This window comes from Nocardia sp. NPDC004604 (assembly GCF_040609795.1).
Taxonomy (GTDB): Bacteria; Actinomycetota; Actinomycetes; order Mycobacteriales; family Mycobacteriaceae; genus Nocardia.
The window spans coordinates 27,806-52,978 of record NZ_JBEXLC010000040.1 but is presented as its reverse complement, the minus strand read 5'-3'; the positions used below and the strand labels follow the sequence as shown (position 1 = coordinate 52,978).

General features: G+C 65.6%; 22 protein-coding genes and 1 pseudogene. 20 read left to right on the top strand and 3 right to left on the bottom strand.

From position 1 onward, the window contains the following. Nucleotides 1-107: 107 nt before the first annotated feature. From ABZW16_RS16800 to ABZW16_RS16785, 4 genes are all read left to right on the top strand, one after another. A complete protein-coding gene (locus ABZW16_RS16800) occupies nt 108-974 on the top strand; it encodes a LysR family transcriptional regulator (protein WP_354956736.1) in 867 nt (288 codons plus the stop codon). 193 nt (nt 975-1,167) lie between these two features. Next, complete coding sequence (locus ABZW16_RS16795; RefSeq protein WP_354956707.1) at nt 1,168-2,340, top strand: aminoglycoside phosphotransferase family protein; 1,173 nt, start codon at nt 1,168-1,170, stop codon at nt 2,338-2,340. Between the two features lie 253 nt (nt 2,341-2,593). Then, nucleotides 2,594-3,757, top strand: a complete 1,164-nt coding sequence (locus ABZW16_RS16790; protein WP_354956705.1) for a cytochrome P450 — start codon at nt 2,594-2,596, stop codon at nt 3,755-3,757. A gap of 362 nt (nt 3,758-4,119) precedes the next feature. After that, nucleotides 4,120-4,977: an SAM-dependent methyltransferase gene (locus ABZW16_RS16785; protein ID WP_354956703.1), complete on the top strand. Its 858-nt coding sequence runs from the start codon at nt 4,120-4,122 to the stop codon at nt 4,975-4,977. An 8-nt stretch (nt 4,978-4,985) separates the two neighbouring features. Here ABZW16_RS16785 and ABZW16_RS16780 read toward each other — a convergent pair whose 3' ends face one another. Genes ABZW16_RS16780 through ABZW16_RS16770 form a run of 3 tightly spaced genes read right to left on the bottom strand, consistent with a single transcriptional unit; the run spans nt 4,986 to nt 8,258 of the window. Next, nucleotides 4,986-6,272 (bottom strand): FHA domain-containing protein, encoded by a 1,287-nt coding sequence (locus tag ABZW16_RS16780; RefSeq protein ID WP_354956701.1) that lies wholly within the window; start codon nt 6,270-6,272, stop codon nt 4,986-4,988. Then, entirely contained in the window at nt 6,269-6,712 is a 444-nt protein-coding gene (locus tag ABZW16_RS16775; protein WP_354956699.1) for a hypothetical protein, read from the bottom strand. The genes ABZW16_RS16780 and ABZW16_RS16775 overlap by 4 nt, the downstream gene beginning before the upstream one ends. Nucleotides 6,713-6,716: 4 nt before the next feature. After that, a complete protein-coding gene (locus ABZW16_RS16770; RefSeq protein ID WP_354956697.1) occupies nt 6,717-8,258 on the bottom strand; it encodes a hypothetical protein in 1,542 nt (513 codons plus the stop codon). 192 nt (nt 8,259-8,450) lie between these two features. Between ABZW16_RS16770 and ABZW16_RS16765 the strand changes: the two genes are divergently transcribed. The 16 genes and pseudogenes from ABZW16_RS16765 (at nt 8,451) to nuoN (ending at nt 25,113) form a co-directional block, all read left to right on the top strand. Continuing rightward, nucleotides 8,451-8,786: a hypothetical protein gene (locus ABZW16_RS16765; RefSeq protein ID WP_354956734.1), complete on the top strand. Its 336-nt coding sequence runs from the start codon at nt 8,451-8,453 to the stop codon at nt 8,784-8,786. Nucleotides 8,787-9,189: 403 nt separating this feature from the next. Continuing rightward, the gene (locus ABZW16_RS16760) at nt 9,190-9,570 is read left to right on the top strand and encodes an NADH-quinone oxidoreductase subunit A (protein WP_354956695.1); all 381 of its coding nucleotides are present in this window, start codon (nt 9,190-9,192) and stop codon (nt 9,568-9,570) included. A gap of 77 nt (nt 9,571-9,647) precedes the next feature. Then, nucleotides 9,648-10,202, top strand: coding sequence for an NADH-quinone oxidoreductase subunit B family protein (locus ABZW16_RS16755; RefSeq protein ID WP_354956693.1), 555 nt, complete (start codon nt 9,648-9,650; stop codon nt 10,200-10,202). Beyond that, nucleotides 10,199-10,969 carry an NADH-quinone oxidoreductase subunit C gene (locus ABZW16_RS16750; protein WP_354956691.1) on the top strand — a complete coding sequence of 257 codons (771 nt, stop codon included), beginning with the start codon at nt 10,199-10,201 and terminating at the stop codon, nt 10,967-10,969. The genes ABZW16_RS16755 and ABZW16_RS16750 overlap by 4 nt, the downstream gene beginning before the upstream one ends. Nucleotides 10,970-11,037: 68 nt before the next feature. Further along, the gene (gene nuoD, locus ABZW16_RS16745) at nt 11,038-12,327 is read left to right on the top strand and encodes an NADH dehydrogenase (quinone) subunit D (RefSeq protein ID WP_354956732.1); all 1,290 of its coding nucleotides are present in this window, start codon (nt 11,038-11,040) and stop codon (nt 12,325-12,327) included. Then, nucleotides 12,324-13,031 (top strand): NADH-quinone oxidoreductase subunit NuoE, encoded by a 708-nt coding sequence (gene nuoE / locus ABZW16_RS16740; RefSeq protein ID WP_354956689.1) that lies wholly within the window; start codon nt 12,324-12,326, stop codon nt 13,029-13,031. Before nuoD ends, nuoE begins: the two co-directional genes overlap by 4 nt. Then, nucleotides 13,031-14,344 carry an NADH-quinone oxidoreductase subunit NuoF gene (nuoF, locus tag ABZW16_RS16735; protein ID WP_354956687.1) on the top strand — a complete coding sequence of 438 codons (1,314 nt, stop codon included), beginning with the start codon at nt 13,031-13,033 and terminating at the stop codon, nt 14,342-14,344. The genes nuoE and nuoF overlap by 1 nt, the downstream gene beginning before the upstream one ends. Then, complete coding sequence (locus tag ABZW16_RS16730) at nt 14,341-16,869, top strand: NADH-quinone oxidoreductase subunit G (RefSeq protein WP_354956685.1); 2,529 nt, start codon at nt 14,341-14,343, stop codon at nt 16,867-16,869. The genes nuoF and ABZW16_RS16730 overlap by 4 nt, the downstream gene beginning before the upstream one ends. Continuing rightward, nucleotides 16,862-18,052, top strand: a pseudogene (gene nuoH / locus ABZW16_RS16725) (NADH-quinone oxidoreductase subunit NuoH); the annotation flags it as partial. The gene ABZW16_RS16730 and the pseudogene nuoH, both read left to right, overlap by 8 nt. Nucleotides 18,053-18,118: 66 nt before the next feature. Continuing rightward, on the top strand, nt 18,119-18,694 hold the full coding sequence (gene nuoI / locus ABZW16_RS16720; protein ID WP_354956730.1) for an NADH-quinone oxidoreductase subunit NuoI: 576 nt from the start codon (nt 18,119-18,121) through the stop codon (nt 18,692-18,694). 5 nt (nt 18,695-18,699) lie between these two features. Further along, complete coding sequence (locus tag ABZW16_RS16715) at nt 18,700-19,578, top strand: NADH-quinone oxidoreductase subunit J (RefSeq protein WP_354956728.1); 879 nt, start codon at nt 18,700-18,702, stop codon at nt 19,576-19,578. Beyond that, on the top strand, nt 19,575-19,874 hold the full coding sequence (gene nuoK, locus ABZW16_RS16710; RefSeq protein ID WP_062982135.1) for an NADH-quinone oxidoreductase subunit NuoK: 300 nt from the start codon (nt 19,575-19,577) through the stop codon (nt 19,872-19,874). Before ABZW16_RS16715 ends, nuoK begins: the two co-directional genes overlap by 4 nt. 1 nt (nt 19,875) lies before the next feature. Further along, nucleotides 19,876-21,762: an NADH-quinone oxidoreductase subunit L gene (gene nuoL / locus ABZW16_RS16705; RefSeq protein ID WP_354956683.1), complete on the top strand. Its 1,887-nt coding sequence runs from the start codon at nt 19,876-19,878 to the stop codon at nt 21,760-21,762. Next, nucleotides 21,759-21,881 (top strand): hypothetical protein, encoded by a 123-nt coding sequence (locus ABZW16_RS16700; protein WP_354956681.1) that lies wholly within the window; start codon nt 21,759-21,761, stop codon nt 21,879-21,881. The genes nuoL and ABZW16_RS16700 overlap by 4 nt, the downstream gene beginning before the upstream one ends. Next, nucleotides 21,878-23,506: an NADH-quinone oxidoreductase subunit M gene (locus tag ABZW16_RS16695; RefSeq protein WP_354956679.1), complete on the top strand. Its 1,629-nt coding sequence runs from the start codon at nt 21,878-21,880 to the stop codon at nt 23,504-23,506. The genes ABZW16_RS16700 and ABZW16_RS16695 overlap by 4 nt, the downstream gene beginning before the upstream one ends. Further along, on the top strand, nt 23,503-25,113 hold the full coding sequence (gene nuoN / locus ABZW16_RS16690; protein ID WP_354956677.1) for an NADH-quinone oxidoreductase subunit NuoN: 1,611 nt from the start codon (nt 23,503-23,505) through the stop codon (nt 25,111-25,113). Before ABZW16_RS16695 ends, nuoN begins: the two co-directional genes overlap by 4 nt. Nucleotides 25,114-25,173: the final 60 nt, after the last annotated feature.

The following is a 25,173-nucleotide window of genomic DNA, read 5'->3' as shown; positions in this document are numbered from 1 at the left end:
AACGCCTGATGAGTTCAAGGATGACCGGGGTGTTAACGACAAACAATTTGATTGTTTCTCGGAATACTCAACGGATTCATAGGGTTTGATACCGTCGAATTGTGGGTATGGTGAGTGCGGCTCGGATGGAAACATTCCTGGCCGTGGCCCGACAGGGCAGCATCCGCCGCGCGGCCACCCAGCTGCATATCACCGAGGCCGCGGTGTCCGCGGCCGTTGCCCATATCGAAAAGCAGCTCGGCGCGAAGCTCATCGCGAAGTCCGGACGCGGCATCGCGCTCACCGAGGCGGGGCGCATCTACTCCGAATACTGCCGCACTATCCTCGGCCTGATGAAGGAGGCCTCCGCGGCCGTTCGTCGCGCCGAAACCGGCAAGCTCCGGATCGGCGTCGTCGCCACCGCGGGTGAGTACGTGCTGCTGCGACTGCTCGCATCCTTTCGCAATCGCTATCCGGATATCGAACTCAGCCTGTCGGTACACCCACGCGACGTGCTGTTCCTCGAACTGCACCACCACGAAACCGATCTCGTCATCGCTGGCCGCCCACCCCGCGACACCGGACTGGTCATCCGGGCCCGCCGCCACAGTCAGCTCGTCGTCGTCGGCGCCCCCGGCTGCCCGGATCCGCTGCACAGCACCTGGCTGCTGCGCGGCCGCGGATCCGGCACCCGCGACGCCACACTCAGCCTCATCGACCGCCTCGAAATCGCCCCGCCCACGCTTACTCTGGGTAGCCATGGCGCCGTCCTCGCCGCTGCCCGCGAGGGCCTCGGCGTCACCCTCATCCATAGTGACGCCCTCGCCCAGGACCTGGAATCCGGTCTGCTGCAAGTACTCCCGGTGGACGGCACCCCGATGGATCGACCCTGGCACGCCATCACCACCCGCACCCCCACCCCGACAACGCGACTGTTCCTCGCCCACATCCTCGACCCTGCCGAGGTCGGCCCGCACGCCTTCCACGCTGGTTAGCCGCACCGGCGGATGCCCGCCCAGGACGGTGCTCGGGGGGTACCGGGCAGGCAGCGCCTGCCGACGAGCAGGAGACTCGGGCAACGTCATTGCTGTACAACGTCTTCCGGAAGAATGGGGTACTGTCTGCGGGCCCCGGCCGCTCGCGGCTGCTCGGGACAGTATTGTCGTACTCCGGAATCGAGGCAAGTGCATGAATCACAAGCTCTGGTTGCTCGGGCGATCCGCCACCGTCGGTACTCATATATTGGGCGAGAAGATCACCCGACCGAAGGCGCGGTCCATCGACGATGTCCCGGTTTCCGGCGAAAAAATCGCTCCCGAGTGGCTGACGGCTGTCCTATGTCGCGATGTTCCCGGTGCCGAGGTGCTCTCATTCGACACGTCCAACGGCAGCCGCGGCACCTCCACCCGGGTCGCGATCCGGGTCGACTACAACGACGTGGGCACTCAGGCAGGATTGCCCACGGAACTGTTTGCGAAGACGACCACAGCCTTCAGCCAGCGCATACTGCTCGGCGGCGGACAGATGATCGACGGGGAGACCCGCTTCTTCCGGGACTTTCGGCCGCGACTCGACATGGAGGCCCCGATCGGCTACTGGGGCGCCTCCGACCCGTCGTCGTGGCGGTCGATCGCGCTCATGGAGGATATCGTCGCGACGCGCGGTGCCGTGTTCAGCGAGCCGACTGCTCCCATCGCCCGTGACCAGATGGAAGATCTGATCCGCAATCTCGCCCGGCTGCACGGCACGTTCTGGGAGGACTCGGCTATCGCGGTCCTCAACACCCCGGCCTACATGCTCGACGCTTATCTCGCCGCGATCGATATGAAGAAGCGCTGTGAGGTAGGCCTGCGCCGGGCGGAAGAGGTCGTTCCCGAAGCCTTGCACGGGCAGAGCGAACGATTGTGGGCGGGTGTCGAGCGGGCCATCACCATCGCGACCGACGACGTTCCCGCGACCTTGTTGCACGGCGACCCGCACATCGGGCAAACCTACCTGACTCGCGACGGGCGGATGGGGTATGTCGACTGGCAAGTGGTGATGCGCGGCGGGTGGGCGCACGATTTCGCCTATGCCGTCAACTCCGGATGTGAGCCCGAGGACCGTCGTGCATGGGACCGCGAACTGTTGAAGGCGTACCTGGACGAGCTCGGACACGCCGGCGGTGCGGTGCCGTCGTTCGACGACGCCTGGCTGCTGTATCGGCAGCAGTCCATGTTCGCCTACGCGGCATGGGCTTTCACGATCGGCCGTGCGGCGTATCAACCCAAGATGCAATCGACCGAAACATGTTTGACGCTGTTGAAGCGCATCACCACCGCGATCGACGATCACGATTCGTTGGGAGCCCTCGGCGTCTAGTCCGGTCGGGCGGGGTTCGGTACTCGCGGAGTGTCAGGTACCGAACCCGACCGTCGCCCGGGTAGTACTTGCCTCGGCAGTCCATGCGCATCGCATACGAACAGTCTGGAGTTTCTTGTTGAGTACGCCGCAGTCCCAGGTGCGCCCACAGTCGTGCCCGGTCATCCACGGCTCGCCGATCGCTTCCGACGGCCCGCGAATACCGCTGCACTCGCCGGAGTTCGCCGCCGATCCGCACCATATATATAGTGAAATGCGAAGACAGTATGGCTCTTTGGCGCCGGTCGAATTGGCGCCGGGCGTACCCGCCACGCTGGTGATCGGCTACAGCACCGCGGTGCGAATCCTCAACGATCCCGATCACTTCCCCGCCGACCCGCGCGCCTGGCAGACGACGGTCCCCGCCGACTGTCCGATCCTTCCGCTGCTGGAGTGGCGTCCCATGGCCAGCAGAAGCACCGGGACGGACTTCGTGCGTTATCGGCAGGCGATCACCGCGAGCATCGACGCCGTCGACCTCTACGCCATGCACGACATCGTGGAGAGTATCGCGACCCCCCTGATCAACAGCTTCTGCCAGGCGGGCCGCGCGGAGCTGATCAGCCAGTACGTGTACCCGCTGGTGTTCGAAGTCGTCAATTCCATGCTCGGCTGCCCACCGGAGATCGGGCAGCAGGTGGCCGCCGGCACGGCCGCGCTGCTCGAGGGGGTCGATGCCGAAAAGGGCAGCCAGATGCTCGGCGCGGCACTGATGAATCTGGTGACCCTCAAACGAACGGAGCCCGGAAACGACATCACCTCGGTCCTGCAACAGCATCCGGCCGCTCTGGATGACGTGGAGGTCTCGCATCATGTGTCGCAGGTCTACGGCACGGGCATCGAGTTCGAACTGAACCTCATCGTCAATACCCTCCTGCTGATCCTCACCGACGATCGTTTCGGTGACAGTGTCCTGGGCGGGAATCTGTCCTCGCGGGAGGCCTTGGATGAGGTGTTGTTCGATGACCCGCCGCTGGCGAACCTACTGATCACCTACCCTCGCCAGCCGATCCTCGTCGACGGCGTGTGGCTGCCCGCCAATCAGCCGGTCGTCATCAGCATGGCTGCCTGCAACAACGACCCTGCCATCCGCACCGATGACCTGACAGGTAACCGCTCCCACCTGGCTTGGGGCATCGGCCCACACGCCTGCCCCGCGCAATCCCTTGCCTATTTGATCGCTCAGGATGCCATCGACCAACTCCTCGATGCCCTGCCCGAAATCCGTCTCGACAAACGGGACGGCACGCCGATCTGGCGGCCGGGGCCCTTCCACCGGGCACTGACGGAACTGCCGGTCACCTTTCCGCCCGCCTCTCCGTTGAACGCGAACATCGAACCCGTACGCCCACCCGACCCGCACACAGCCAGAGGCTAGTGGGTGCGGCCGTACCCCTACATCGGCCGATGTAGGGGTACGCCTACTACGAGCGAGCCCACCGCTCGTACCGATCGATCGAGCCCGCTTTAGGCAGTGGGAAGGGGTGGGCGGTGGAGTCCGGGGGGCACAACACCCGGACTCCACCCGACTGGCGATCGACTGATCGCGCAGGCTGTCAGCCGAAATTCGCCGTTGCGATGATTGTCGCCCAAATACCGGCTCAACAGCATGTTTCCCTGTTACGAGCCCGTGAAATTCGTATTCCCAGACAGCGCGATTTCCGTCCAGGTTCTATCGGAGGGCATCGCCACGCCTGACCATGCCCGACGAGGGCGCGCGGCTGTGCCAGACTGGCGCGCATGACCGGTGGGGAAGGGTTGATCACCAATGTTTCCGATACCGCGCGGTGGGTGGCCGCCTACCGGGCCACCGAGACGGCGCGTGCGGACGCACTGTTCCGTGATCCACTCGCGCAACGGCTGGCCGGGGAGCGCGGCCATGCCATCGTCGCGGCCGCGCCCCGCATGCTGCGCGGCGGGTGGGCCGTGGTCACCCGGACCAAACTCATCGATGACCTGATCGCGACCGCCATCGGCGAGGGCTGTGACCGGGTGCTCAATCTCGCCGCCGGACTGGACACCCGCCCCTATCGCCTGGACCTGCCCGCCGATTTCGTCTGGGTGGAGGCCGATCTACCCGCACTGACCACCGAGAAGCAAGCTGCTCTCGCGGACGAGAAGCCGCACTGCACCCTGATCCGCCGCGGCGTCGACCTCGCCGATCCGTCCGCGCTGGCGCAGTTCCTGGACGCGGCACTCGGCCCGCTGGGACCCGAAAACTCCCCCGCCACAAAGGCTTTGGTGCTCACCGAAGGCTTGCTCATGTATCTCGACGAGGAAACGGTCCGGACCATGGCCACCGCCCTCACCCGGCCGGAGATCAGCTGGTGGGTCATGGACATCACCATGGCGATGAGGCGCATACGCGCCAGTTCGATGTTCGTGAACGCGCCGCTGAAATTCGAACCGAGCAATGGCATCGCCTACTTCGAGAAGCTCGGCTGGCAGCCTCGCGAGGTCGAACATCTGCTCGTGCGCGCCCGCAAGTTCCACCGCGCCCCGTGGTACCTGCGTCCCTTCACCTACCTCCCCCAGCCCAACCCACGCAAACCGGGCCGCAATCCCTGGTCGGGAATTGTTCGCTACCAGCGCGGCTAGCGCACGGCTCAGAACTGGCTGTGCTGGGAGTCGAAGGTCAGGACGCGACCGCCGAGCAGGATCTGGCAGCCCGCGACCAGGGTGGTCGGGTGGTTCGGCATCGCCCGGATCCACTCCTGATGCCCGGGCATCCTGATGTAGGTACCGTTGGCCGACCCCTGGTCGATCGCGGTCACCTCCCATTCGACCAGCCGAATCTCCACATGCGCCCGCGACATTCCGCCCGACCGGTCCGGCAACCGAATCGGTCGCGCACCGCGCCCCGCCGCCGCCGCATGCTCGGGTTCCCGCCCGAGAACGATGTCATTGTCGAGTACGAACGACGTTCCGTCATCGAGCATGAGCAACCCGAGCGGCGGGCGAATCCCCTCGGTCAACACACAGGTCAACTGATCCATCCGAATCCCGCACACCGCGCAGAACGACACCCGCGGATCATTCAGATGCTGTCGCGAACACATGAACCCCCGAACAACAACCCCGCCGTCATCGGGCATCACCACCGGTACCACCCCGCGGGTACGAACCGGCACTGGAATCGGCACATTCGGCACCAATGTATCGGTGTCGAACTCCGGATCGCGCCGGGACTCCGCACTCGGGCGCGCGCCGTCATCCACCTCAGCACTCTTGCGAAGCCCAACCGGTTGTCCCACCGGGACACTCGATGACGGATTCGGCGAGTCCCCCACCCCGCGGTCCACATCGTCGGATTCCACCGGACGAGAAGCAGCTACACCTGACTTCCGTGCAGCCGGTGCACGATCCGCCGCAGGCGCGCCGAACCATAGCACCGCCCCGGCCCCTGGCACGGTGCCCGCTTCGAGCCCCGCGATACCGCGCCCCGGTAGCGTGCTCGGCCCGTCCTCGTCCACGAACAACCCCACCCCGATATCGGGTGCCGGAATCACCACCCGATCCACGGTGAATCCGGCGTCCCTGCCGTGTAGCACCTCCGCGCGATCCGAACTCTCCAGCACCGCCGTCACCCCGCCGTGCAGAAACAGGGCCACCCCGTCCGCACTCGGGGTGATCACCCCGAACTCCACCTGATCCTCGTTGTCCAGATTCATCAACCACGTGGTGGCAAGGCGTGCGAATATGCGTCCGGTGCGTGGTTTCTCCTCGGCACCGGCCTCCCGCGCCAGTCCGAGCAGCGCCGTCATCGTCCGACCCGCGGGCGATTCGGAACTCGCGGCGATATCGGCGCGGTGGGCGACCACAACGACCACCCCATCGGCATTCGCGATCAGATGCGTACCACCCGGCAGCACCTCGAGCTGCGGATCGTTCATAGGAATCGACCACCCCGGAACCGCCACCTGTGGAACACCAACCGCATCGGCCCGTTGACAATGAGCCAGAACACGATCCAGGTGACGGTGAACTGGATGAGGAATGCCGTCAGCGATGGGTGCAGCGCTCGCGGGAGCACAATGGTCGTGTGGTCTACGAGAACCCACATCAGCGCCGCCTCGTTGACGATCGTCCAGAAGCCGAACAGTGTCGGCCAGTCCTTCTCCCATCGGAACTGCTGTAGGAAATGGTAGAGCAGCTCCCACAGCACACCCACAAGCACGGTCGTGAGCAGCACCGACAACGTCACGCGATACGCCTGACCCAGGGACAGGGATCCGGTCGGCAAAACCGGGGTAATGATCACCGCGACAAGGAATCCGAGGATGCCGAGTGCGAGTATCCGGGTCTGGATTCGCCCGTTCAAGGTGAGCAGCATTTGTTCAGATCTTCTTGTTCGTCGCCCACAACCACCATTGCCGTGACGAGCGCAGCGGTCCCATGCGTTGGCAGAAGCCCAGCGCCGCAAGATCGTCCGCGATCTCCTGCGCCGCGATCTGCAAGCCGAGGAAGGTATCCACCCCAGGAAACGGACCACCCAGCGTCGCGCTACCCGATGCATAGATGCGTCCGCTGCCGCTTCGCGTGCCGATCAATTCGAAGGTGGTCGCCACATCCATCCGCCCCACCGGATTGCGCCCGGCCCCAGCGTGATCCAGCAGATCCGCCAGCAAGCGATGTTCGCGCACATCGGCCTCCAACCCGGTGCAGTCGATGATGTAGTCCGCGGCGGTATCGAAGGGCTGGGTCGGTGGCGGAAACGGCAGCGGCGCGCTCGGATCCGGCACGATGGTCGTGATCACCCCATCCCGCCCGGGCGCGGGCCGCAGATCGCGCGCCGTGCCCGCCAGCACCTGGTACCAGCCCTGCTTGCGACCGCGCCGCAATTGCTCCTGCCAACCGTCGCGGATGGGGGTGCTGGTGCCGCCCATCTCCTGGTAGGCCCGCGCGCGCCGTTCACCTTGCAGCGTGCGCATTTTCGCCTTGAGCTGCCCGCCCCACACCGACTTCGGATAGTTGAATCCCTGATAGGACCAGCCGTCACCGGACCTGCGGCGGTTGAAGAGGTTCGAGCCCTGCGTCTTACCCACATAGTGGCGGAAGAGATGCAGAATCCGTGTATTGAGTTGAAGCTGGTCGCGATCGTCGATGATCCGCTGCAACACCCGACTGGCCACGATCCCGCTACCGCGAATCATCACCGTGCACGGCCTGCGCTGCAGGGCCTGGTAGACGTGCTCATGCGGTTCGTAGGCATTGACCACCCGCGTCGGATCGCGATACTTCTCCCGATATTCCTGCAGATCGGGCAGCAACTTCAGCCCCGGATACCCAACGGCCACATGGACATACGTACTGCGGAACGCGATCCGCTTGGTCGGTGTCGCACCGGCGGGTGGGGTGAGGATGGTGAAATATCCACCGCCGTACCGCTTGCGCACCATGCGTACCTGCCCTTTGTGCAACGATCCCGCATACCCGATCCGATGGAACTCGCGCTCCATCGAAGCGAACGCCTGCCCCGCCCTCGGCGTGTAGTAATTGGCGAAGATCGGCTCGGTGAACACATTCCACAGGGGCCGGATCGTTTTCTCCGCCAACGCCTCACGCACCGCATAGGACGGAAACCCCCAGATATTGTCCGGCGTCGACGCCGAATCACTGCGCAACCGCTCCCCGCGCGGAATCTGCGACACCCGCGTCAGATACTCATACGACGACCATGGCACCTCCTGCGGTCCGAGCACCGCAATCGACGCCACCGCGACACCGTAGATCCGCAGGGTGTCATAGGTGACGAAGGACCCGATGCCACTGCCGATCGTCACGAACGGAACGTCCACCACCGGAATCCCCGCCCGGCCCACCATCTCATCGGTCCACACGTCGGTTTCGACGAGTTCCCGGGTGATATCTCCCCGCATTTTCGGGATGCTACCGGCCGGAACTTAGCAATGGCTTTCGATTGCCTTACCCGACGCGCACCACCGATCTGCGCCAACCTGCCACGCCGCGCCCCCTCGCGGACGTACCATCCCTGCGTGGCCGACGCGATTCGTTCCACCCCGCTGCGGGTTCTCGTCTACAGCAACGACGCCGATACCCGGCGCCAAGTGATGCTGGCACTGGGCAGACATCCGCACCCCGAACTACCCGCCTTCGAATACCTCGAGGTGGCGACCGCCCCCGTGGTCATCGAGCAGATGGACGCGGGCGGTATCGACCTGGCCATCCTGGACGGGGAATCCGCCCCGGCGGGCGGACTCGGTATCGCCAAACAGCTCAAGGACGAGATCGACCAGTGCCCACCGGTTCTGGTGCTGACCGGTCGCCCCGACGACGCCTGGCTCGCGAACTGGTCACGCGCCGAGGCCGCGGTGTCGCATCCGATCGATCCGATCCGGCTGACCGAGGCCGTTGTCGCGCTGCTGCGCAATCGCACCGCGGCCTGACCGAATTTCGCCGGTCAGCCCAATAGCCACATCGCGCCCGCGTCCTCGGACGCGGGCACTTGAATGTCACGTGACGGGGCGCCCAGCGATCCCGCGGACCGGATTACCGCCGATTCAGTCATAAATAGCAGTCCCGTTTTCGATCAAACTCCCCATTCGAATGCACGGTCGACCCGTCGCGTCAGTTGTAGGCTGTGCCGTAGCTCACATGGGCGCGAGCCTCGATATGACAGACCCGCGCGGTGCGAGTAGGCCATGAGGCGAGTCTGACCGAGGCGGACAACGACGTCAGCCCGCCTCGGAAGCTGCCGTCATTCCGACGCCGACCAGCACAATCCCGGCGCCTTCGGGGGATATGACGCCCAACCGCCAGCTATAGCTCGCAAGGAGGGGAAGTGCAGTCGTGAATATCGAGATGCCCACTCTGGTCCTCGGCGCGGTCGCCGCCGCGTTCGCGGTTTTCTCCATCATCCTCTCGGCCCTCGTCGGCCCGAAACGATACAACCGGGCCAAACAGGAGGCCTACGAGTGCGGCATCGAACCGACACCGCACGCCGTCGCGGGTGGGCCGGGAAATGTTACCGGACAACGCTTTCCGGTGAAGTACTACCTCACCGCCATGCTGTTCATCATTTTCGACATCGAGATCGTGTTCCTCTACCCGTGGGCCGTCCACTTCGATGCGCTCGGTCTCTTCGGTCTCGCCGCGATGGCGCTGTTCATCTTCAACGTCTCCGTGGCCTACGCCTACGAATGGCGGCGCGGCGGTCTCAGCTGGGACTGATCGCCCGTATGGCCATGGCATACCGAGCAATACGCCGCCAGCGACATACGCACAGTGGAAGTGAGAGTTAGTCGAACATGGGTCTCGAGGAAAAACTGCCCAGCGGCTTCCTGCTGAGCACGGTCGAAGATTTCGCCGGATACCTGCGCAAGGGCTCACTGTGGCCCGCCACCTTTGGTCTGGCCTGCTGCGCCATCGAGATGATGGCCACCGGTGCCGGGCGTTTCGATATCGCCCGCTTCGGCATGGAGGCGTTCCGCGCCTCACCGCGGCAGGCCGATCTGATGATCGTCGCGGGTCGGGTCAGCCAGAAGATGGCACCGGTACTGCGTCAGGTCTACGACCAGATGACCGAACCGAAATGGGTGCTGGCCATGGGCGTTTGCGCGTCCTCGGGCGGCATGTTCAACAACTACGCCATCGTGCAGGGCGTGGACCACGTGGTGCCGGTCGACATCTACCTGCCCGGGTGCCCGCCCCGCCCGGAAATGCTGTTGAACGCCATCCTGACCCTGCACGCGAAGATTCAGGAGATGCCGCTCGGCGTCAATCGCGAAGAGGCCATCCGCGCCGCCGAAGCGGCCGCGCTGGCGTCCACGCCGACCATCCGGATGGAGGGTCTGCTGCGATGACCTTCGATACCCCCGACAACACCGAGACCAGGACACCGCACGAGTTCATCGATGCCGCGGCCACCGCCGGTCCGGAAGGCACACCGCCGGAACCGGATTCGCCACCGGCCGAAGTGATCGGTGTGCGACGCGGCATGTTCGGCGTCAGCGGGACCGGCGACACCTCCGGGTACGGCCGTCTGGTCCGCCCGGTGACACTGCCGGGCAGCACCCCCGCGCCCTACGGCGGCTATTTCGACGAGATCGTCGGCGAACTCCATGCCGCCCTCGGCGCGGTCGATACCCGCTGGGAGAGCGCCATCGAGAAGGTGATCGTCTTTCGCGGCGAACTCACCCTGCACGTGCGCCGCGAACACCTCGTCACCGTCGCTATGGCATTGCGTGATACCGCCGCCCTGCGTTTCGAGCTGTGCCTCGGCGTGAACGGCGTGCACTATCCCGAGGACACGGGCCGCGAATTGCATGCGGTGTGTCACCTCATGTCGATCACGCACAACCGGCGCCTGCGCATCGAGGTGTCCGCACCGGACGCCGACCCGCATATCCCGTCGCTGTTCAGCGTGTATCCGACCACCGACTGGCATGAGCGGGAAACCTACGACTTCTTCGGCATCCTCTTCGACGGCCACCCCTCGCTGACACGCATCGCGATGCCCGACGACTGGCGTGGCCACCCCCAGCGCAAGGACTACCCGCTCGGCGGGATCCCGGTCGAGTACAAGGGCGCGCGCATTCCGCCGCCCGACGAGCGGAGGGCGTACAAGTAATGAACGACATCGACACCCGGCCCGGCGTCAACAACGACACCGGGCCCGACCCCGCTGGCAAGCCGAAGATGGAACCGACCGTGGTGACGGTGGCCGGCCAGGACTGGGACGCAGTCACCGAAACCCTCGACGGCGCGGGCGAAGAACGCATTGTTGTCAATATGGGCCCACAGCATCCGTCCACACACGGCGTGCTCCGGCTCATTCTCGAGATCGAGGGCGAAACGGTCACCGAGGCCCGCTGCGGCATCGGCTACCTGCACACCGGCATCGAGAAGAATCTCGAATTCCGCAACTGGGCGCAGGGCACCACCTTCGTGACACGGATGGACTATCTCTCGCCCTTCTTCAACGAGACGGCCTACTGCCTGGGCGTCGAGCGACTGCTCGATATCGAGGATCAGATTCCCCAGCGCGCCACCATCGTTCGCGTCATGCTCATGGAACTCAACCGGATCTCTTCACATCTGGTGGCGCTGGCGACCGGCGCCATGGAATTGGGTGCACTCACTCCGATGCTGTTCGGTTTCCGGGAACGCGAACTGATCCTGGACGTCTTCGAGACCATCACCGGCCTGCGCATGAACCACGCGTACATCCGCCCCGGCGGCCTGGCCCAGGACCTGCCCGATGACGGCGTCACCAAAGTCCGTGAACTGCTTACTCTTTTGCCCAAGCGACTGCGCGATATGGACCATCTGCTCACCCAGAACCCGATCTGGAAGGCGCGCACCCAGAACATCGGCTACCTCGATCTCACCGGCTGCATGGCGCTCGGCATCACCGGCCCGGTACTGCGCTCCACCGGTCTGCCGCACGATCTGCGCAAGGCCGCTCCGTACTGCGGTTACGAGAACTACGAATTCGACGTTCCCACCACCACCGGCTGTGACTGCTACGGCCGCTACTGGATTCGGGTGGCGGAGATGAAGGAGTCGCTCAAGATCGTCGAGCAGTGCCTGGACAAACTGCGGCCCGGCCCGGTGATGGTGGACGACAAGAAGATCGCCTGGCCCGCCGATCTGCAGCTGGGCCCGGACGGACTCGGCAACTCCCCCAAGCACATCGGCCGGATCATGGGCACATCCATGGAGGGACTCATCCACCACTTCAAACTCGTCACCGAGGGCATCCGGGTTCCCGCGGGTCAGGTGTATGTGGCCGTCGAATCGCCGCGCGGCGAACTCGGCGTGCACATGGTCAGCGAGGGCGGCACCCGCCCGTATCGCGTGCACTATCGCGACCCCTCGTTCACGAATCTACAAGCGGTGGCGGCGATGTGCGAGGGCGGGATGGTCGCCGACGTCATCGCCTCCGTCGCCAGCATCGACCCGGTCATGGGCGGAGTAGACCGATGACCGAGATCTTGCTGAAGCTTTCCACCCGGCCGCAGCCGTTCGCACCGTATGTGCGCGAACGGCTCGAGATCGATGCGAAAGAGATCATCGCCCGCTATCCGGAGCCGCGCTCCGCGCTGTTGCCGCTGCTGCATCTGGTGCAGGCCGAGGAGGGCTGCGTCACCGGCACCGGGATCGAATTCTGCGCCGACCAGCTCGGCTTGACCGGTGCGGAGGTCACCGCGGTGGCCACCTTCTACTCGATGTACCGGCGCACCCCCACCGGCGACTACCACGTCGGTGTCTGCACGAACACCCTGTGTGCGGTGATGGGGGGCGACGCCATCCTCGATGCCCTGCGGCAGCGCCTCGGTATCGGGCACGGCGAGACCACCCCGGACGGGGCGATCACGCTCGAGCACATCGAGTGCAATGCCGCATGCGATTTCGCGCCGGTGGTCATGGTCAACTGGGAGTTCTTCGACAACCAAACCCCGGAATCGGCTGCCGCGCTGGTGGATTCGCTGCGCAGGGGCGAGCAGGTGACGCCGACGCGCGGCGCCCCGCTGTGCACCTTCAAGCAGACCGCGCGCATTCTGGCCGGATTCCCGGACGAGCGCCCTGGCGTCCTCGACGGCGCGGCGGGCGAGGCGACGCTGGCCGGGCTGCGGGTCGCGCGGGAACAGAATATGCAAGCGCCGGAACCGAATTCGGAGGATGTGTGATGACACTGACTCCCGTACTCACCCGGTACTGGGATGACCCACAGTCGTGGACCATCGAGCACTACCGGCGCCACGACGGCTATCAGGCGCTGCGCAAAGCCCTGCGCATGCAACCCGATCAGATCATCCAGACAGTGAAGGACGCGGGCCTGCGCGGACGCGGCGGCGCGGGGTTCCCGACCGGCATGAAGTGGAGCTTCATCCCGCAGGGGGCGGGACCGGACGGGGTAGCCAAACCGCACTACCTGGTGGTCAATGCCGACGAGTCGGAACCTGGTACCTGCAAGGACATTCCGCTCATGTTGGCCACCCCGCACACCCTCATCGAGGGCGTGATCATCGCGGCCTATGCGATCCGGGCGGCACACGCGTTCATCTATGTGCGCGGCGAGGTGGTTCCGGTGCTTCGGCGGCTGCAGGCCGCGGTCGCACAGGCGTATGCGGCCGGATTCCTCGGCAAGAACATTCTCGGCTCGGGCTACGACCTGGAACTGATCGTGCACGCCGGAGCCGGTGCCTATATCTGCGGTGAGGAAACTGCACTGCTGGATTCGCTCGAGGGTCGGCGCGGCCAGCCCCGGCTGCGGCCGCCGTTCCCGGCCGTCGCGGGCCTGTACGCGTGCCCGACCGTGGTCAACAATGTGGAATCCATTGCCAGCGTGCCGCCGATCGTCCTCAACGGCACCACCTGGTTCCGGTCTATGGGCAGTGAGAAGTCCCCGGGCTTCACGCTGTACTCGCTGTCGGGTCATGTCGCCCGGCCGGGCCAATACGAAGCGCCACTGGGCATTACGCTGCGCGAACTGCTCGGCTATGCCGGTGGCGTGCGGGCCGGACATCAGGTGAAGTTCTGGACGCCGGGCGGTTCGTCGACACCGCTGTTCACCGACGAACATCTCGACGTGCCGCTGGACTACGAGGGTGTCGCGGGCGCCGGATCCATGTTGGGCACCAAGGCACTACAGATCTTCGACGACACCACCTGCGTCGTGCGCGCGGTACTGCGCTGGACCGAGTTCTACGCCCACGAATCCTGCGGCAAATGCACCCCCTGTCGCGAGGGCACGTACTGGCTCGTCCAACTACTTACCCGCATCGAGGCGGGCCGGGGCACCACATCGGATATCGAGAAGCTCCTCGATATCAGCGACACCATCAACGGCAAGTCGTTCTGCGCACTCGGCGACGGCGCGGCCAGCCCGATCATCTCCTCGCTGAAGTACTTCCGCCAGGAATACCTCGACCATCTGCGGCTCGACGGCTGCCCGTTCGATCCCGCGCGATCCACCGCCTGGGCCGAAGGAGTGCAATGAGTACAGCATCGCGTAGCGATTCCGCGAGGGGTGGCGGTCGGGCGACGGGTGGGCCTGCCACAGTGAATACCAATACCAGTGAGCTGGTTCCGGCCGATCTGGTCACTGTCACCATCGACGACACCGAGGTCAGTGTCCCCCCGGGCACCCTGCTGATCCGGGCCGCCGAACTGATCGGCATCCAGATCCCGCGCTTCTGCGACCATCCGCTACTCGACCCGGTCGGCGCATGCCGTCAGTGTCTGGTCGAGGTCGAGGGGCAGCGCAAGCCGGTCGCCTCCTGCACGATGGCCGTCGCCGACGGCATGGTCGTGCGCACACAGCTGACCTCACCCGCCGCGGATAAGGCGCAGGAGGGGGTGATGGAGCTGCTGCTCATCAACCATCCCCTCGACTGCCCGGTCTGCGATAAGGGCGGCGAATGCCCGCTGCAGAACCAAGCGATGTCCAGCGGTCGGCCCGAGACCCGATTCGACGGTGTGAAGCGCACCTACCCCAAGCCGATTCCGCTCTCGACCGCGGTGCTGCTGGACCGGGAACGCTGTGTACTCTGCGCCCGCTGCACCCGCTTCTCCCAGCAGGTCGCCGGCGATCCGTTCATCGAACTGATGGACCGCGGCGCACTCGAGCAGGTCGGCACCGCACAGGCCGAACCGTTCGACTCCTACTTCTCCGGCAATACCGTGCAGATCTGCCCGGTCGGCGCGCTCACCGGCACCAGCTACCGGTTCCGGGCCCGCCCATTCGACCTGGTCTCCAGCCCGAGCGTCTGTGAGCACTGCGCATCGGGTTGCGCGCAGCGCACCGACCACCGGCGGGGAAAGGTGCTGCGCCGCTTGGCCGGTGACGATCCGCAGGTCAACGAGGAGTGGAACTGCGATAAGGGCCGCTGGGCATTCACCTACGCGACCGAACGCGACCGGCTGACCACACCGCTGGTACGCGGCTGGGACGGCAAGCTCGCGCCCGCATCCTGGTCCGAGGCGCTGGCCGCGGCTGTCGAGGGGCTGGCATCGGCCGTCGGCAATGCGGGCGTCCTGGTCGGCGGTCGCGTCACCGAGGAAGACGCCTACGCCTACGCCAAATTCGCTCGAATCGCCCTCGGCACCAATGACATCGACTTCCGCGCCCGGGTGCATTCGGTCGAGGAGGCGGACTTCCTGGCGGCCCGGGTAGCCGGACAGGGCGTCACCGTCGACTACGACGCGCTGGAGAATGCGCCGGTCGTGCTGCTCGCCGGACTCGAGCCGGAAGAGGAGTCGCCGATCATCTATCTGCGGCTGCGCAAGGCCGCACGCAAGCGCGGCATGCCGATCTTCTCGCTCGCCGCCTACTCTTCGCGCGGACTGGACCGGATGTCGGGCACCCTGCTGCAGGCCGTGCCCGGTACCGAACCCCAGCTGCTCGATGCCCTGCGCACCGGTGAGATCGCAATGGATTCCGCCGCTTCGGCGACCGCCGCGCAGCTGCTGCGTCAGCCCGGCGCGGTGGTCCTGGTCGGTGAGCGGATGGCCGGAATTCCGGGTGCGTTGTCGGCAGCGGTCCGCCTCGCCGACGACACCGGTGCCGCGCTGGCCTGGGTGCCGCGGCGTGCCGGTGAGCGCGGTGCGATCGAGGCGGGCGCCTTGCCCGGACTGCTGCCCGGTGGCCGCCCGGTGGTGGATCCGCGTGCGCGCCAACAGGTTCGCGCGATCTGGAATGTCCCGGACCTGCCGGTCACCGTCGGTCGCGATACCGCCGCCATCCTGGAGGCCGCCCCGACTTTGGGCGCGCTGGTCATCGGCGGGGTCGATATTGCCGATCTGCCGGATTCGCAGGCCGCGCTCGATGCGATCGATGCCGCCCGGTTCGTGGTCAGCCTGGAGTTGCGGCGCAGTGCCGTCACCGAGCGCGCCGATGTCGTCTTCCCGGTGGCCTCGGCAATGCAGAAGTCCGGCACGTTCCGCACGTGGGAGGGCAGGCCGCGGCAATTCGATGCCGCACTCGGTGATTCGATGGTGCGCCGCGAAGCCGCACCGCTGTCGGATCAACGGGTACTGCAGGCGATCGCGGACGAGATGAAGGTGGCGCTCGGGCTCCCCGATACCGCGGCCGCGCGCGCCGAACTCGCCGAACTCGGCGCCTGGGACGGCCCGCCGGTCGCCGCGCGCGCCCATCTGCCGCATCCGGTTCCCCAGACGACTCCGGGCACCGCCATCCTGTCCAGCTGGCGAATGCTGCTGGATCAGGGGCGCATGCAGGACGGCGAGCCGAATCTGGCGGGCGTTGCGCGCCCGCCGGTGGTGCGCCTGTCCTCCGCAACCGCCGCCGAAATCGGTGCGGCCGACGATGACCAGATCGTCATCGCCACCGAGCGCGGCGCCATCACGCTGCCGCTGCTGATCACCGATCTGCCCGATCGCGTGGCATGGCTGCCGTTGAACTCGCCGGGCTGCTCGGTCAACGAACAGCTCGCCACCCAGCCGGGCGGTGTGGTGCAGCTGCATCGCGCCGACGAGAGGATGAAGGAACACCGCCATGAGTGATCTCTCTCTTTTCGGCCACGACCCGCTGTGGCTTGTCATCGGGAAATCCCTGGCGATCTTCGCCTTCCTGCTGCTCACGCCGATGATGGCGGTGTACCTGGAACGCAAGATCGTGGCGTGGATGCAGATGCGCGTCGGCCCGAACCGGGTCGGTCCCAAAGGCACCCTGCAGGCCGTCGCCGACGGCGTGAAGATGGCGTTGAAGGAAGATATCGTTCCGGCGATCGTCGATAAGCCGATTTTCATTCTGGCGCCGGTGATTTCGGTGGTGCCCGCATTCATGGCGTTCGCGGTCATCCCGTTGGGGCCGGAGGTCTCGATCCTCGGTCATCGGACCGCGTTGCAGCTCACCGATCTGCCGGTGGCGGTGCTCTATATCCTCGCCATCACCTCGATCGGCGTGTACGGGATCGTGCTGGCGGGCTGGTCGTCCGGTTCGACGTATCCGCTGCTGGGCGGGTTGCGTTCGACCGCGCAGGTGATCTCCTATGAGATCGCGATGGCGCTGTGCTTCGCGACGGTATTCCTGCTCGGCGGCACCATGTCCACCTCCGGCATCGTCAAGGCGCAGGAGGGCACCTGGTATGTCTTCCTGCTGCTGCCGTCGTTCCTGATCTACTGCGTATCGATGGTCGGCGAGACCAACCGCGCCCCGTTCGACCTGCCCGAGGCCGAGGGCGAACTGGTCGGCGGCTTCCACACCGAGTACTCCTCGCTCAAATTCGCCATGTTCATGATGGCCGAATACATCAATATGGCAACGGTTTCCGCGCTCGCCACCACGCTGTTCCTCGGCGGCTGGCATGCGCCGTTCCCGATCAATCTGTGGGACGGTGCTAATTCCGGTTGGTGGCCGGTGCTGTGGTTCACGGCCAAGATGTGGACGTTCCTGTTCGTCTTCATCTGGTTGCGCGGCACACTGCCCCGCTTGCGCTACGACCAGTTCATGAATCTCGGCTGGAAGCTGCTGATTCCGACCTCGCTGCTGTGGGTGATGCTGGTCGCCACCGCCCGGGTGCTGCAGAACGAGGGCTATAAAGTCCAGACGCCGTTCCTGGTGATCGGCGGCCTGATCATCTCCGGACTGATGGTGCTGATGTTCCTGCAGGCCGGACGCAGGCAGGGGGTGCCGCCGACGGCCGAGGAACCCAGCCGACAGGAGTCGGGCACAGCGGGCACGGTCTTCCTCGGCTTCCCGACGCCACCACTTCCGGATCCCGCGACGCGGCGTCCGGAACCGAAGCCCGGTCTGTTCGAGCCGCTGGCGGGATTCGCGGTCACCCTGCTCACCATGTTCAAGAAGCCCAATACCGAGTCCTATCCGGAACAGAAGGTGCCGACCGCGCCGCGCTATCACGGCCGCCATCAGCTCAATCGCTATCCCGATGGTCTGGAGAAGTGCATCGGCTGCGAGTTGTGCGCGTGGGCCTGCCCCGCCGATGCGATCTATGTCGAGGGCGCGGATAACACCGAGACCGCCCGCTTTTCGCCCGGTGAACGCTACGGGCAGGTCTACCAGATCAACTATCTGCGCTGCATCGGCTGCGGATTGTGCATCGAGGCATGCCCGACCAGGGCGCTGACCATGACCAACGACTACGAGATGACCGATGACAACCGCGCCGATCTGATCTACGAGAAGGATCGGCTCCTCGCCCCGCTGCAGCCAGGGATGACCGCACCGCCGCATGCGATGTATCCCGGTGCGACGGAAGGTGACTACTACCGCGGCGATATCCCGGGCGGTGAAAGCGGTTCGGATACACCGGATTCCGGCACCACCAGGGAGCCTGCCGCCGCGGGCGCGGAAGGAGGCGCACGGTGACCGAAATGATACTGGCCGCCGAACCGCTGACCCACACCTCTACCGGTGAGGCCGTCCAATTCTGGATCCTCGGCCCACTCGCGGTGATCGGGGCGCTCGGCATGGTGTTCGCGGGCAAGGCAGTCCATTCGGCAATCTGCCTGGCAGCGACGATGATCGTGCTCGCCACCTTCTACATGGCACAGGACGCGCTGTTCCTCGGTGTCGTGCAGATCGTCGTCTATACCGGCGCGGTCATGATGCTGTTCCTGTTCGTGCTCATGCTGGTCGGCGTCGACTCCCCGGAATCGCTCGGGGAAACGCTGCGCGGACAGCGCCTCGCTGCGAGCACCGTCGGCCTCGGCTTCGGGATGCTGCTGATCAGCGGTATCGCGAACGGCATTCGCAACTCCCGAATCACCTATCCGGCAAAGGGTTTCGCGTATCAGGAGGTGATCGCGCAGCTCGCCGAGCTGATATTCGTCCGGTACGTGTGGGCCTTCGAACTCACCGGCGCATTGCTCATCACCGCGACCATCGGCGCGATGATCCTCGCGCACCGGGAGAACTTCGGGCCGCGTCTGGATCAGAAGGAACTCTCGCGACGCCGGTTCCGCAGTGCCTACGACCCCACCCGCCCCTCGGATCGGGCCACCCCGCTGCCGACGCCCGGCGTGTACGCCCGGCACAACGCGGTCGATATTCCGGCGCGGCTGCCGGACGGTTCGTTCGAGGAGTTGTCGGTCAGCACGATCCTGCGGCACCGCCGCACCAGGGCGCTCGAAGAGGCCGCCGTCATCTCGGTCGGCGCCACTCCGACATTCGCTGTCGAAGCCTCCTACGAACCCGAAAATCCCACGGACGTCGACGATTCGACGCAGGCTGACGAGGAAGGCAAGCGGTGAATCCTGAGAACTACCTGTTCCTGTCCGCCCTGCTGTTCACCATCGGCGCGGCCGGTGTGCTGCTGCGGCGCAATGCCATTGTGGTGTTCATGTGCATCGAGCTGATGCTCAATGCGGTGAACCTCGCCTTCGTCACCTTCGCCCGGCTGCACTCGAATCTGGACGGCCAGGTGTTCGCGTTCTTCACCATGGTGGTGGCCGCGGCCGAAGTCGTGGTCGGGCTCGCCATCATCATGACCATCTTCCGCACCCGCCGTTCGACCTCGGTCGACGACGCCAACCTGCTGAAGTTCTGACGTGGATACCGCAACGCTCTGGGTGCTGCCCGCACTGCCGCTGGCCGGTGCCGTCGTACTGCTGCTGCTCGGACGCTACAGCGACAAGTGGGGGCATCTGCTCGGCTGCGCCACCGCGCTGGCCTCGTTCGGCTTCGCCGTCGTGGCGTTCATCGATATGCGCGGCCGCGATGACGCCGCCCGCGCGATCCACAACGATCTGTTCAGCTGGGTTCCGGTCGACGGACTGCAGGTGGACTTCAGCCTCCAATTGGACCAGCTGTCAGTGTGTTTCGCACTGCTGATCACCGGAGTCGGATCGCTGATCCACATCTACTCCGTCGGTTATATGGGCCATGATCCGGGACGGCGGCGCTTCTTCGCCTACCTGAATCTGTTCCTCGCGGCCATGCTGCTGCTGGTGCTGGCGAACAACTACCTGGTGCTCTACCTCGGCTGGGAGGGCGTCGGCCTGGCGTCCTACCTGCTGATCGGATTCTGGTACCACAAGCCGACCGCGGCGACCGCGGCCAAGAAGGCGTTCGTGGTCAACCGGGTCGGTGATATGGGCCTGGCCCTTGCGATGTTCACCATGTTCGCGACCTTCGGCTCGATCGACTTCGGCGCGGTATTCGCGACCGCGCCGAAGACGAGCGAGGGCACGCTCACCGCTATCGGGCTGCTGCTGCTACTCGCCGCCTGCGGTAAGTCCGCGCAGGTGCCGCTGCAGTCCTGGCTCGGGGACGCAATGGAGGGTCCGACCCCGGTGTCCGCGCTCATCCACGCGGCCACGATGGTGACCGCCGGTGTGTACCTGATCGCGCGCTCCGGGCCGATCTTCGATCTGGCCCCCAATGCGCGGCTCGGGGTGGTGTTGGTCGGTGCGGTGACGCTGCTGTTCGGCGCGATCGTCGGTTGCGCGAAGGACGACATCAAGAAGGCGCTCGCAGCGTCCACCATGAGCCAGATCGGTTATATGGTGCTGGCCGCCGGTCTGGGCCCGGCCGGATACGCCGTCGCCATCATGCATCTGCTCACCCACGGCTTCTTCAAGGCCGGGCTGTTCCTCGGGGCCGGATCGGTGATGCATGCGATGGACGACGAGACCGATATGCGCCGCTACGGCGGCCTGCGCAAACTGCTGCCGATCACCTACATCACCTTCGGGCTCGGCTATCTGGCGATTATCGGAGTGCCGCCGTTCGCCGGATTCTTCTCCAAGGATCGGATCATCGAGGCGGCGTTCAACCAGGGCGGCGCAAGCGGTTTCGCCTTGGGGACGGTGACCCTGGTCGGTGCGGGGCTGACCGCGTTCTATATGACGCGGGTGATGATCCTGACCTTCTTCGGCGAACGCCGCTGGAAGGCTGATACCCATCCGCACGAGTCACCGGCGGTGATGACCGGGCCGATGATTCTGCTCGCCATCGGATCGGTCGCCGCGGGTGGGGTTTTCGTCCTCGGGTCCTCACTGCAGAACTGGCTCGAACCCGTTGTCGGGGCACATCACGGCGAGGAGGTCGTGCCCGCGGGCGTGGTGACCACGCTGGCCCTGCTGGTGGTCGCGGTCGGTATCGGCTTCGCTTACTACCAGTACGCCCAGCGCGAAGTGCCCGAGACCGCACCGGAAGCGGTATCGGCGCTGACCATCGCGGCTCGCAATGACCTCTACGGCGATGCGTTCAATGAACGCGTATTCATGCGCTCGGGTGCGTATCTGACCCAGGCGCTGGTCTTCCTCGACAATCGCGGCATCGACGGCATCGTCAACGGAACCGCCGCGCTGATCGGCAGACTGTCCGCGCGGATCCGGCGGGTGCAGTCCGGATTCGTACGCTCCTACGCCCTGTCCATGTTCACCGGCGCGGCCATGGTCGCGGCAGCACTTTTGGCGGTGAGGCTCTGGTGAGTTATCCCCGGTTGATCGCGCGGTTGCGTCCGGCAGCGGCGGTGCTCGTACCCGATGTATCCATGTTCACCGGCGCGGCCCCGGTGGCCGCGGCCCTGCTGGCAGTGAGGCTCTGGTGAGTGACTTTCCCTGGTTGACCACGCTGTGGGTGCTGCCGATTGTCGGCGCGGTGGCGGTGCTGATGCTGCCCGCATCCCGGCGCACTCTGGCCCGCGGTCTGGCGTTCGGTGTCGCGTTGGCGGTGCTGGTGCTCGGCATCGTACTGGCGGTGCGCTTCGAACCCGGTGGGGCGCAGTATCAGTTCGTCGAGTCCCATGAGTGGATTCCGGCCTTCGGCGCGGGCTATACGCTCGGGTTGGACGGGATCGCCTTGGTGCTGATCCTGCTCACCGGGGCGCTGGTGCCCCTGCTGATCCTCGCCGGTTGGAACGACGAACGTGAGGTCGGTAGCGGACGCCGGGTGTCGCACACCTACGTCGCGCTGACGCTGCTCGTCGAGGCGATGGTGCTGATTTCGTTCGTCTCGCTGGACATTCTGCTGTTCTACGTATTCTTCGAGGCGATGCTCATCCCGATGTACTTCCTCATCGGCGGATTCGGGCCGCGCAGTGCGGATCTCGCACATCGCCAACAGCGTTCGCGGGCGGCGGTGAAGTTCCTGCTGTACAACCTGTTCGGCGGCCTGATCATGTTGGCGGCAGTGATCGGGTTGTATGTGCTCACCGCGCGGCAGGGGCTCGGGTCCGGATCGTCGGGCACCTTCGACTTCCGCACGGTCGTCGCGGCGGCCAATGCCGGACAGCTCGGTGCGGGTCCGGCAGTGCTCAACGCGCTGTTCCTCGGATTCATGTTCGCCTTCGCGGTCAAGGCACCGCTGTGGCCGCTGCACACCTGGCTGCCGGATGCGGCGGTCGCGGCGACGCCATCGAGTGCGGTGCTGATGATGGCGGTGGTGGACAAGGTCGGCACCTTCGGCATGCTGCGGTACTGCCTGTTGCTGTTCCCGGATGCTTCGGGAACCTATGCGCCCCTCGTCGTTACGCTCGCGGTGATCGGCATCATCTACGGTGCGCTGCTGGCCATCGGGCAGACCGATGTGATGCGCCTGATCGCCTACACCTCGATCTCGCACTTCGGCTTCATCATCCTCGGCATCTTCGCGATGACCCGTCAGGGCCAGACCGGTGCCACGCTGTATATGGTCAACCACGGCATCTCGACGGCCGCGCTGTTCCTGATCGCGGGATTCCTGGTGTCGCGCAGGGGAACTCGTGTGATCGCCGCCTACGGCGGGGTGCAGAAGGTGGCGCCGGTGCTCGCGGGCACCTTCATGATCGCCGGTCTCGCCACGCTGTCGCTGCCCGGTCTCGCGCCGTTCATCAGCGAATTCCTTGTGCTGTTGGGCACCTTCACCCGCTACGGGTTCGCGGCGGTGGTCGCGACCGCGGCGCTGGTACTGGCCGCGCTGTATGTGCTGTGGATGTACCAGCGGATGATGACCGGTCCGGTCAAGGAGGGCAACGAGCGGCTCTACGATCTGGTCCCGCGCGAGTTGGCCGTGGTGGTGCCATTGATCGCCGCGCTGCTGTTCCTCGGCGTCTATCCGAAACCGGTGCTGGACTTCATCAATCCCGCGGTGGGCCAGACGCTCACCACCATCGGCGTCCACGATCCCGCACCGAAGACGCCCGCGATCCCAGAAGCAGGACCCGCCGGGGCCGATCACGGAGGTGCCCACAAATGACAGTGCTGCTCGCGGCCAGTGTGCCCGCGCCGAGCATCGAATACGCCAAGCTGTCGCCGATGCTGATCGTCTTCGGCGCCGCGGTGATCGGGGTGCTCGTGGAGGCGTTCGCGCCGCGTCGCCACCGCTACGCCATCCAAGTGCCCCTGGGGCTGGCCGGATTGGTTGCGGCGCTGGTGGCGGTGGTGCGGTTGTCGGGGACCGAGGCGACCGCGATGGTCGGTGCGGTCGCGATCGATGGCGTGACCCTGTACCTGCAGGGCACGATTCTGGTGGTGTCGATTTTGGCGCTGCTGTTCATGGCCGAGCGCGGTGCGGAGCCCCGGCCGCAGGGCCGCTCGGGACCAGGGACCTGGAGTCTGGCCGCGGCCACTGTTGGTAGCGGAGTGGACGCGTTCACCCCGCAGGCCTCCGCGGTTCCGGGCAGTGCGAGCGAAATGGCCGCGGTCCGTGCGGGTATCGCGACCACCGAGGTGTTTCCGCTGGCCATGCTCGCGATCGGCGGACTGCTGCTGTTCCCGGCGTCGAATGATCTGCTCACCATGTTCGTCGCGTTGGAGGTGCTGTCGCTGCCGCTGTATCTGCTGTGCGGGCTGGCGCGGCGCAAGCGACTGCTCTCCCAAGAGGCGGCGCTGAAATACTTTCTGCTCGGGGCGTTTTCGTCCGCGTTCTTCCTCTATGGGGTTGCGCTGCTGTACGGGCAGGCGGGCACGGTCAAGCTCGGTGGTATCGCCGAGGCGATAAAGCAGCACCCACAGAACACCACCCTGGCGCTGCTCGGTGTGGCGATGCTGGCGGTCGGCTTGTTGTTCAAGATCGGCGCGGTGCCGTTCCAGTCCTGGGTGCCCGACGTGTACCAGGGCGCGCCGAGTGCGGTCACCGGATTCATGGCCGCTGCGACCAAGATCGCCGCCGTCGGCGCGTTGCTGCGAATCCTGCAGATCGCCGTCCCCGGTCTGCGCGACGACTGGCGGCCGGTTCTCGCCGCGGTCGCCATCGCGACCATGGTCATCGGTGCGGTCATGGCCATTACCCAGACCGACGTCAAGCGCATGCTCGCCTACTCCTCGGTCGCGCACGCCGGTTTCATCCTCATCGGCCTGGTCGCGGCGAACGAGGCGGGTACCTCGGCCATCCTGTTCTATCTGCTGGCCTACGGTCTCGGCACGCTCGGCGCCTTCGCGGTCGTCAGCCTGGTCCGCGACACCACGGGCGATGAAGCCACCGCCATGTCACAATGGGCCGGTCTCGGTCACCGATCCCCCTGGCTGGCAACGGTTTTCGCGCTCTTCCTGCTCTCCTTCGCCGGTCTGCCGCTGACCGGCGGTTTCGTCGCGAAGTTCGCCGTCTTCCAAGCCGCGGCCTCCGGTGATGCCACCTACCTGGTGATCATCGGCGTCATTTCCAGTGCCATCGCCGCCTTCTTCTACATTCGCGTCATCGTCCTGATGTTCTTCACCGACCCACCCGCCGACGCCCCCACGGTCGCCGCCCCATTCCTGACCACCACGGTGGTTGCCTTCACCGCGGGTGCCACGGTCCTGCTGGGCATCCTCCCCCAGATGCTCCTCGATTTGGCCGACCGCGCAGCGACTTTCGTCCGCTGAGTCCATCCCGACCAGAACACCGCCGCACCCTTTGAGGGTCCGGCGGTGTTCTGGTTCTCC

Coding starts and splice junctions, on each gene's coding strand:
- ABZW16_RS16790 (WP_354956705.1), top strand. CDS start 2,594: ATGCGAAGACAGTATGGCTCTTTGGCGCCGGTCGAATTGGCGCCGGGC.
- ABZW16_RS16780 (WP_354956701.1), bottom strand. CDS start 6,272: ATGAACGATCCGCAGCTCGAGGTGCTGCCGGGTGGTACGCATCTGATC.
- ABZW16_RS16800 (WP_354956736.1), top strand. CDS start 108: ATGGTGAGTGCGGCTCGGATGGAAACATTCCTGGCCGTGGCCCGACAG.
- ABZW16_RS16785 (WP_354956703.1), top strand. CDS start 4,120: ATGACCGGTGGGGAAGGGTTGATCACCAATGTTTCCGATACCGCGCGG.
- ABZW16_RS16770 (WP_354956697.1), bottom strand. CDS start 8,258: ATGCGGGGAGATATCACCCGGGAACTCGTCGAAACCGACGTGTGGACC.
- ABZW16_RS16715 (WP_354956728.1), top strand. CDS start 18,700: ATGATACTGGCCGCCGAACCGCTGACCCACACCTCTACCGGTGAGGCC.
- nuoF (WP_354956687.1), top strand. CDS start 13,031: ATGACACTGACTCCCGTACTCACCCGGTACTGGGATGACCCACAGTCG.
- ABZW16_RS16765 (WP_354956734.1), top strand. CDS start 8,451: ATGCTGGCACTGGGCAGACATCCGCACCCCGAACTACCCGCCTTCGAA.
- ABZW16_RS16755 (WP_354956693.1), top strand. CDS start 9,648: ATGGGTCTCGAGGAAAAACTGCCCAGCGGCTTCCTGCTGAGCACGGTC.
- nuoN (WP_354956677.1), top strand. CDS start 23,503: ATGACAGTGCTGCTCGCGGCCAGTGTGCCCGCGCCGAGCATCGAATAC.
- nuoE (WP_354956689.1), top strand. CDS start 12,324: ATGACCGAGATCTTGCTGAAGCTTTCCACCCGGCCGCAGCCGTTCGCA.
- ABZW16_RS16730 (WP_354956685.1), top strand. CDS start 14,341: ATGAGTACAGCATCGCGTAGCGATTCCGCGAGGGGTGGCGGTCGGGCG.
- ABZW16_RS16775 (WP_354956699.1), bottom strand. CDS start 6,712: ATGCTGCTCACCTTGAACGGGCGAATCCAGACCCGGATACTCGCACTC.
- ABZW16_RS16795 (WP_354956707.1), top strand. CDS start 1,168: ATGAATCACAAGCTCTGGTTGCTCGGGCGATCCGCCACCGTCGGTACT.
- ABZW16_RS16750 (WP_354956691.1), top strand. CDS start 10,199: ATGACCTTCGATACCCCCGACAACACCGAGACCAGGACACCGCACGAG.
- nuoD (WP_354956732.1), top strand. CDS start 11,038: ATGGAACCGACCGTGGTGACGGTGGCCGGCCAGGACTGGGACGCAGTC.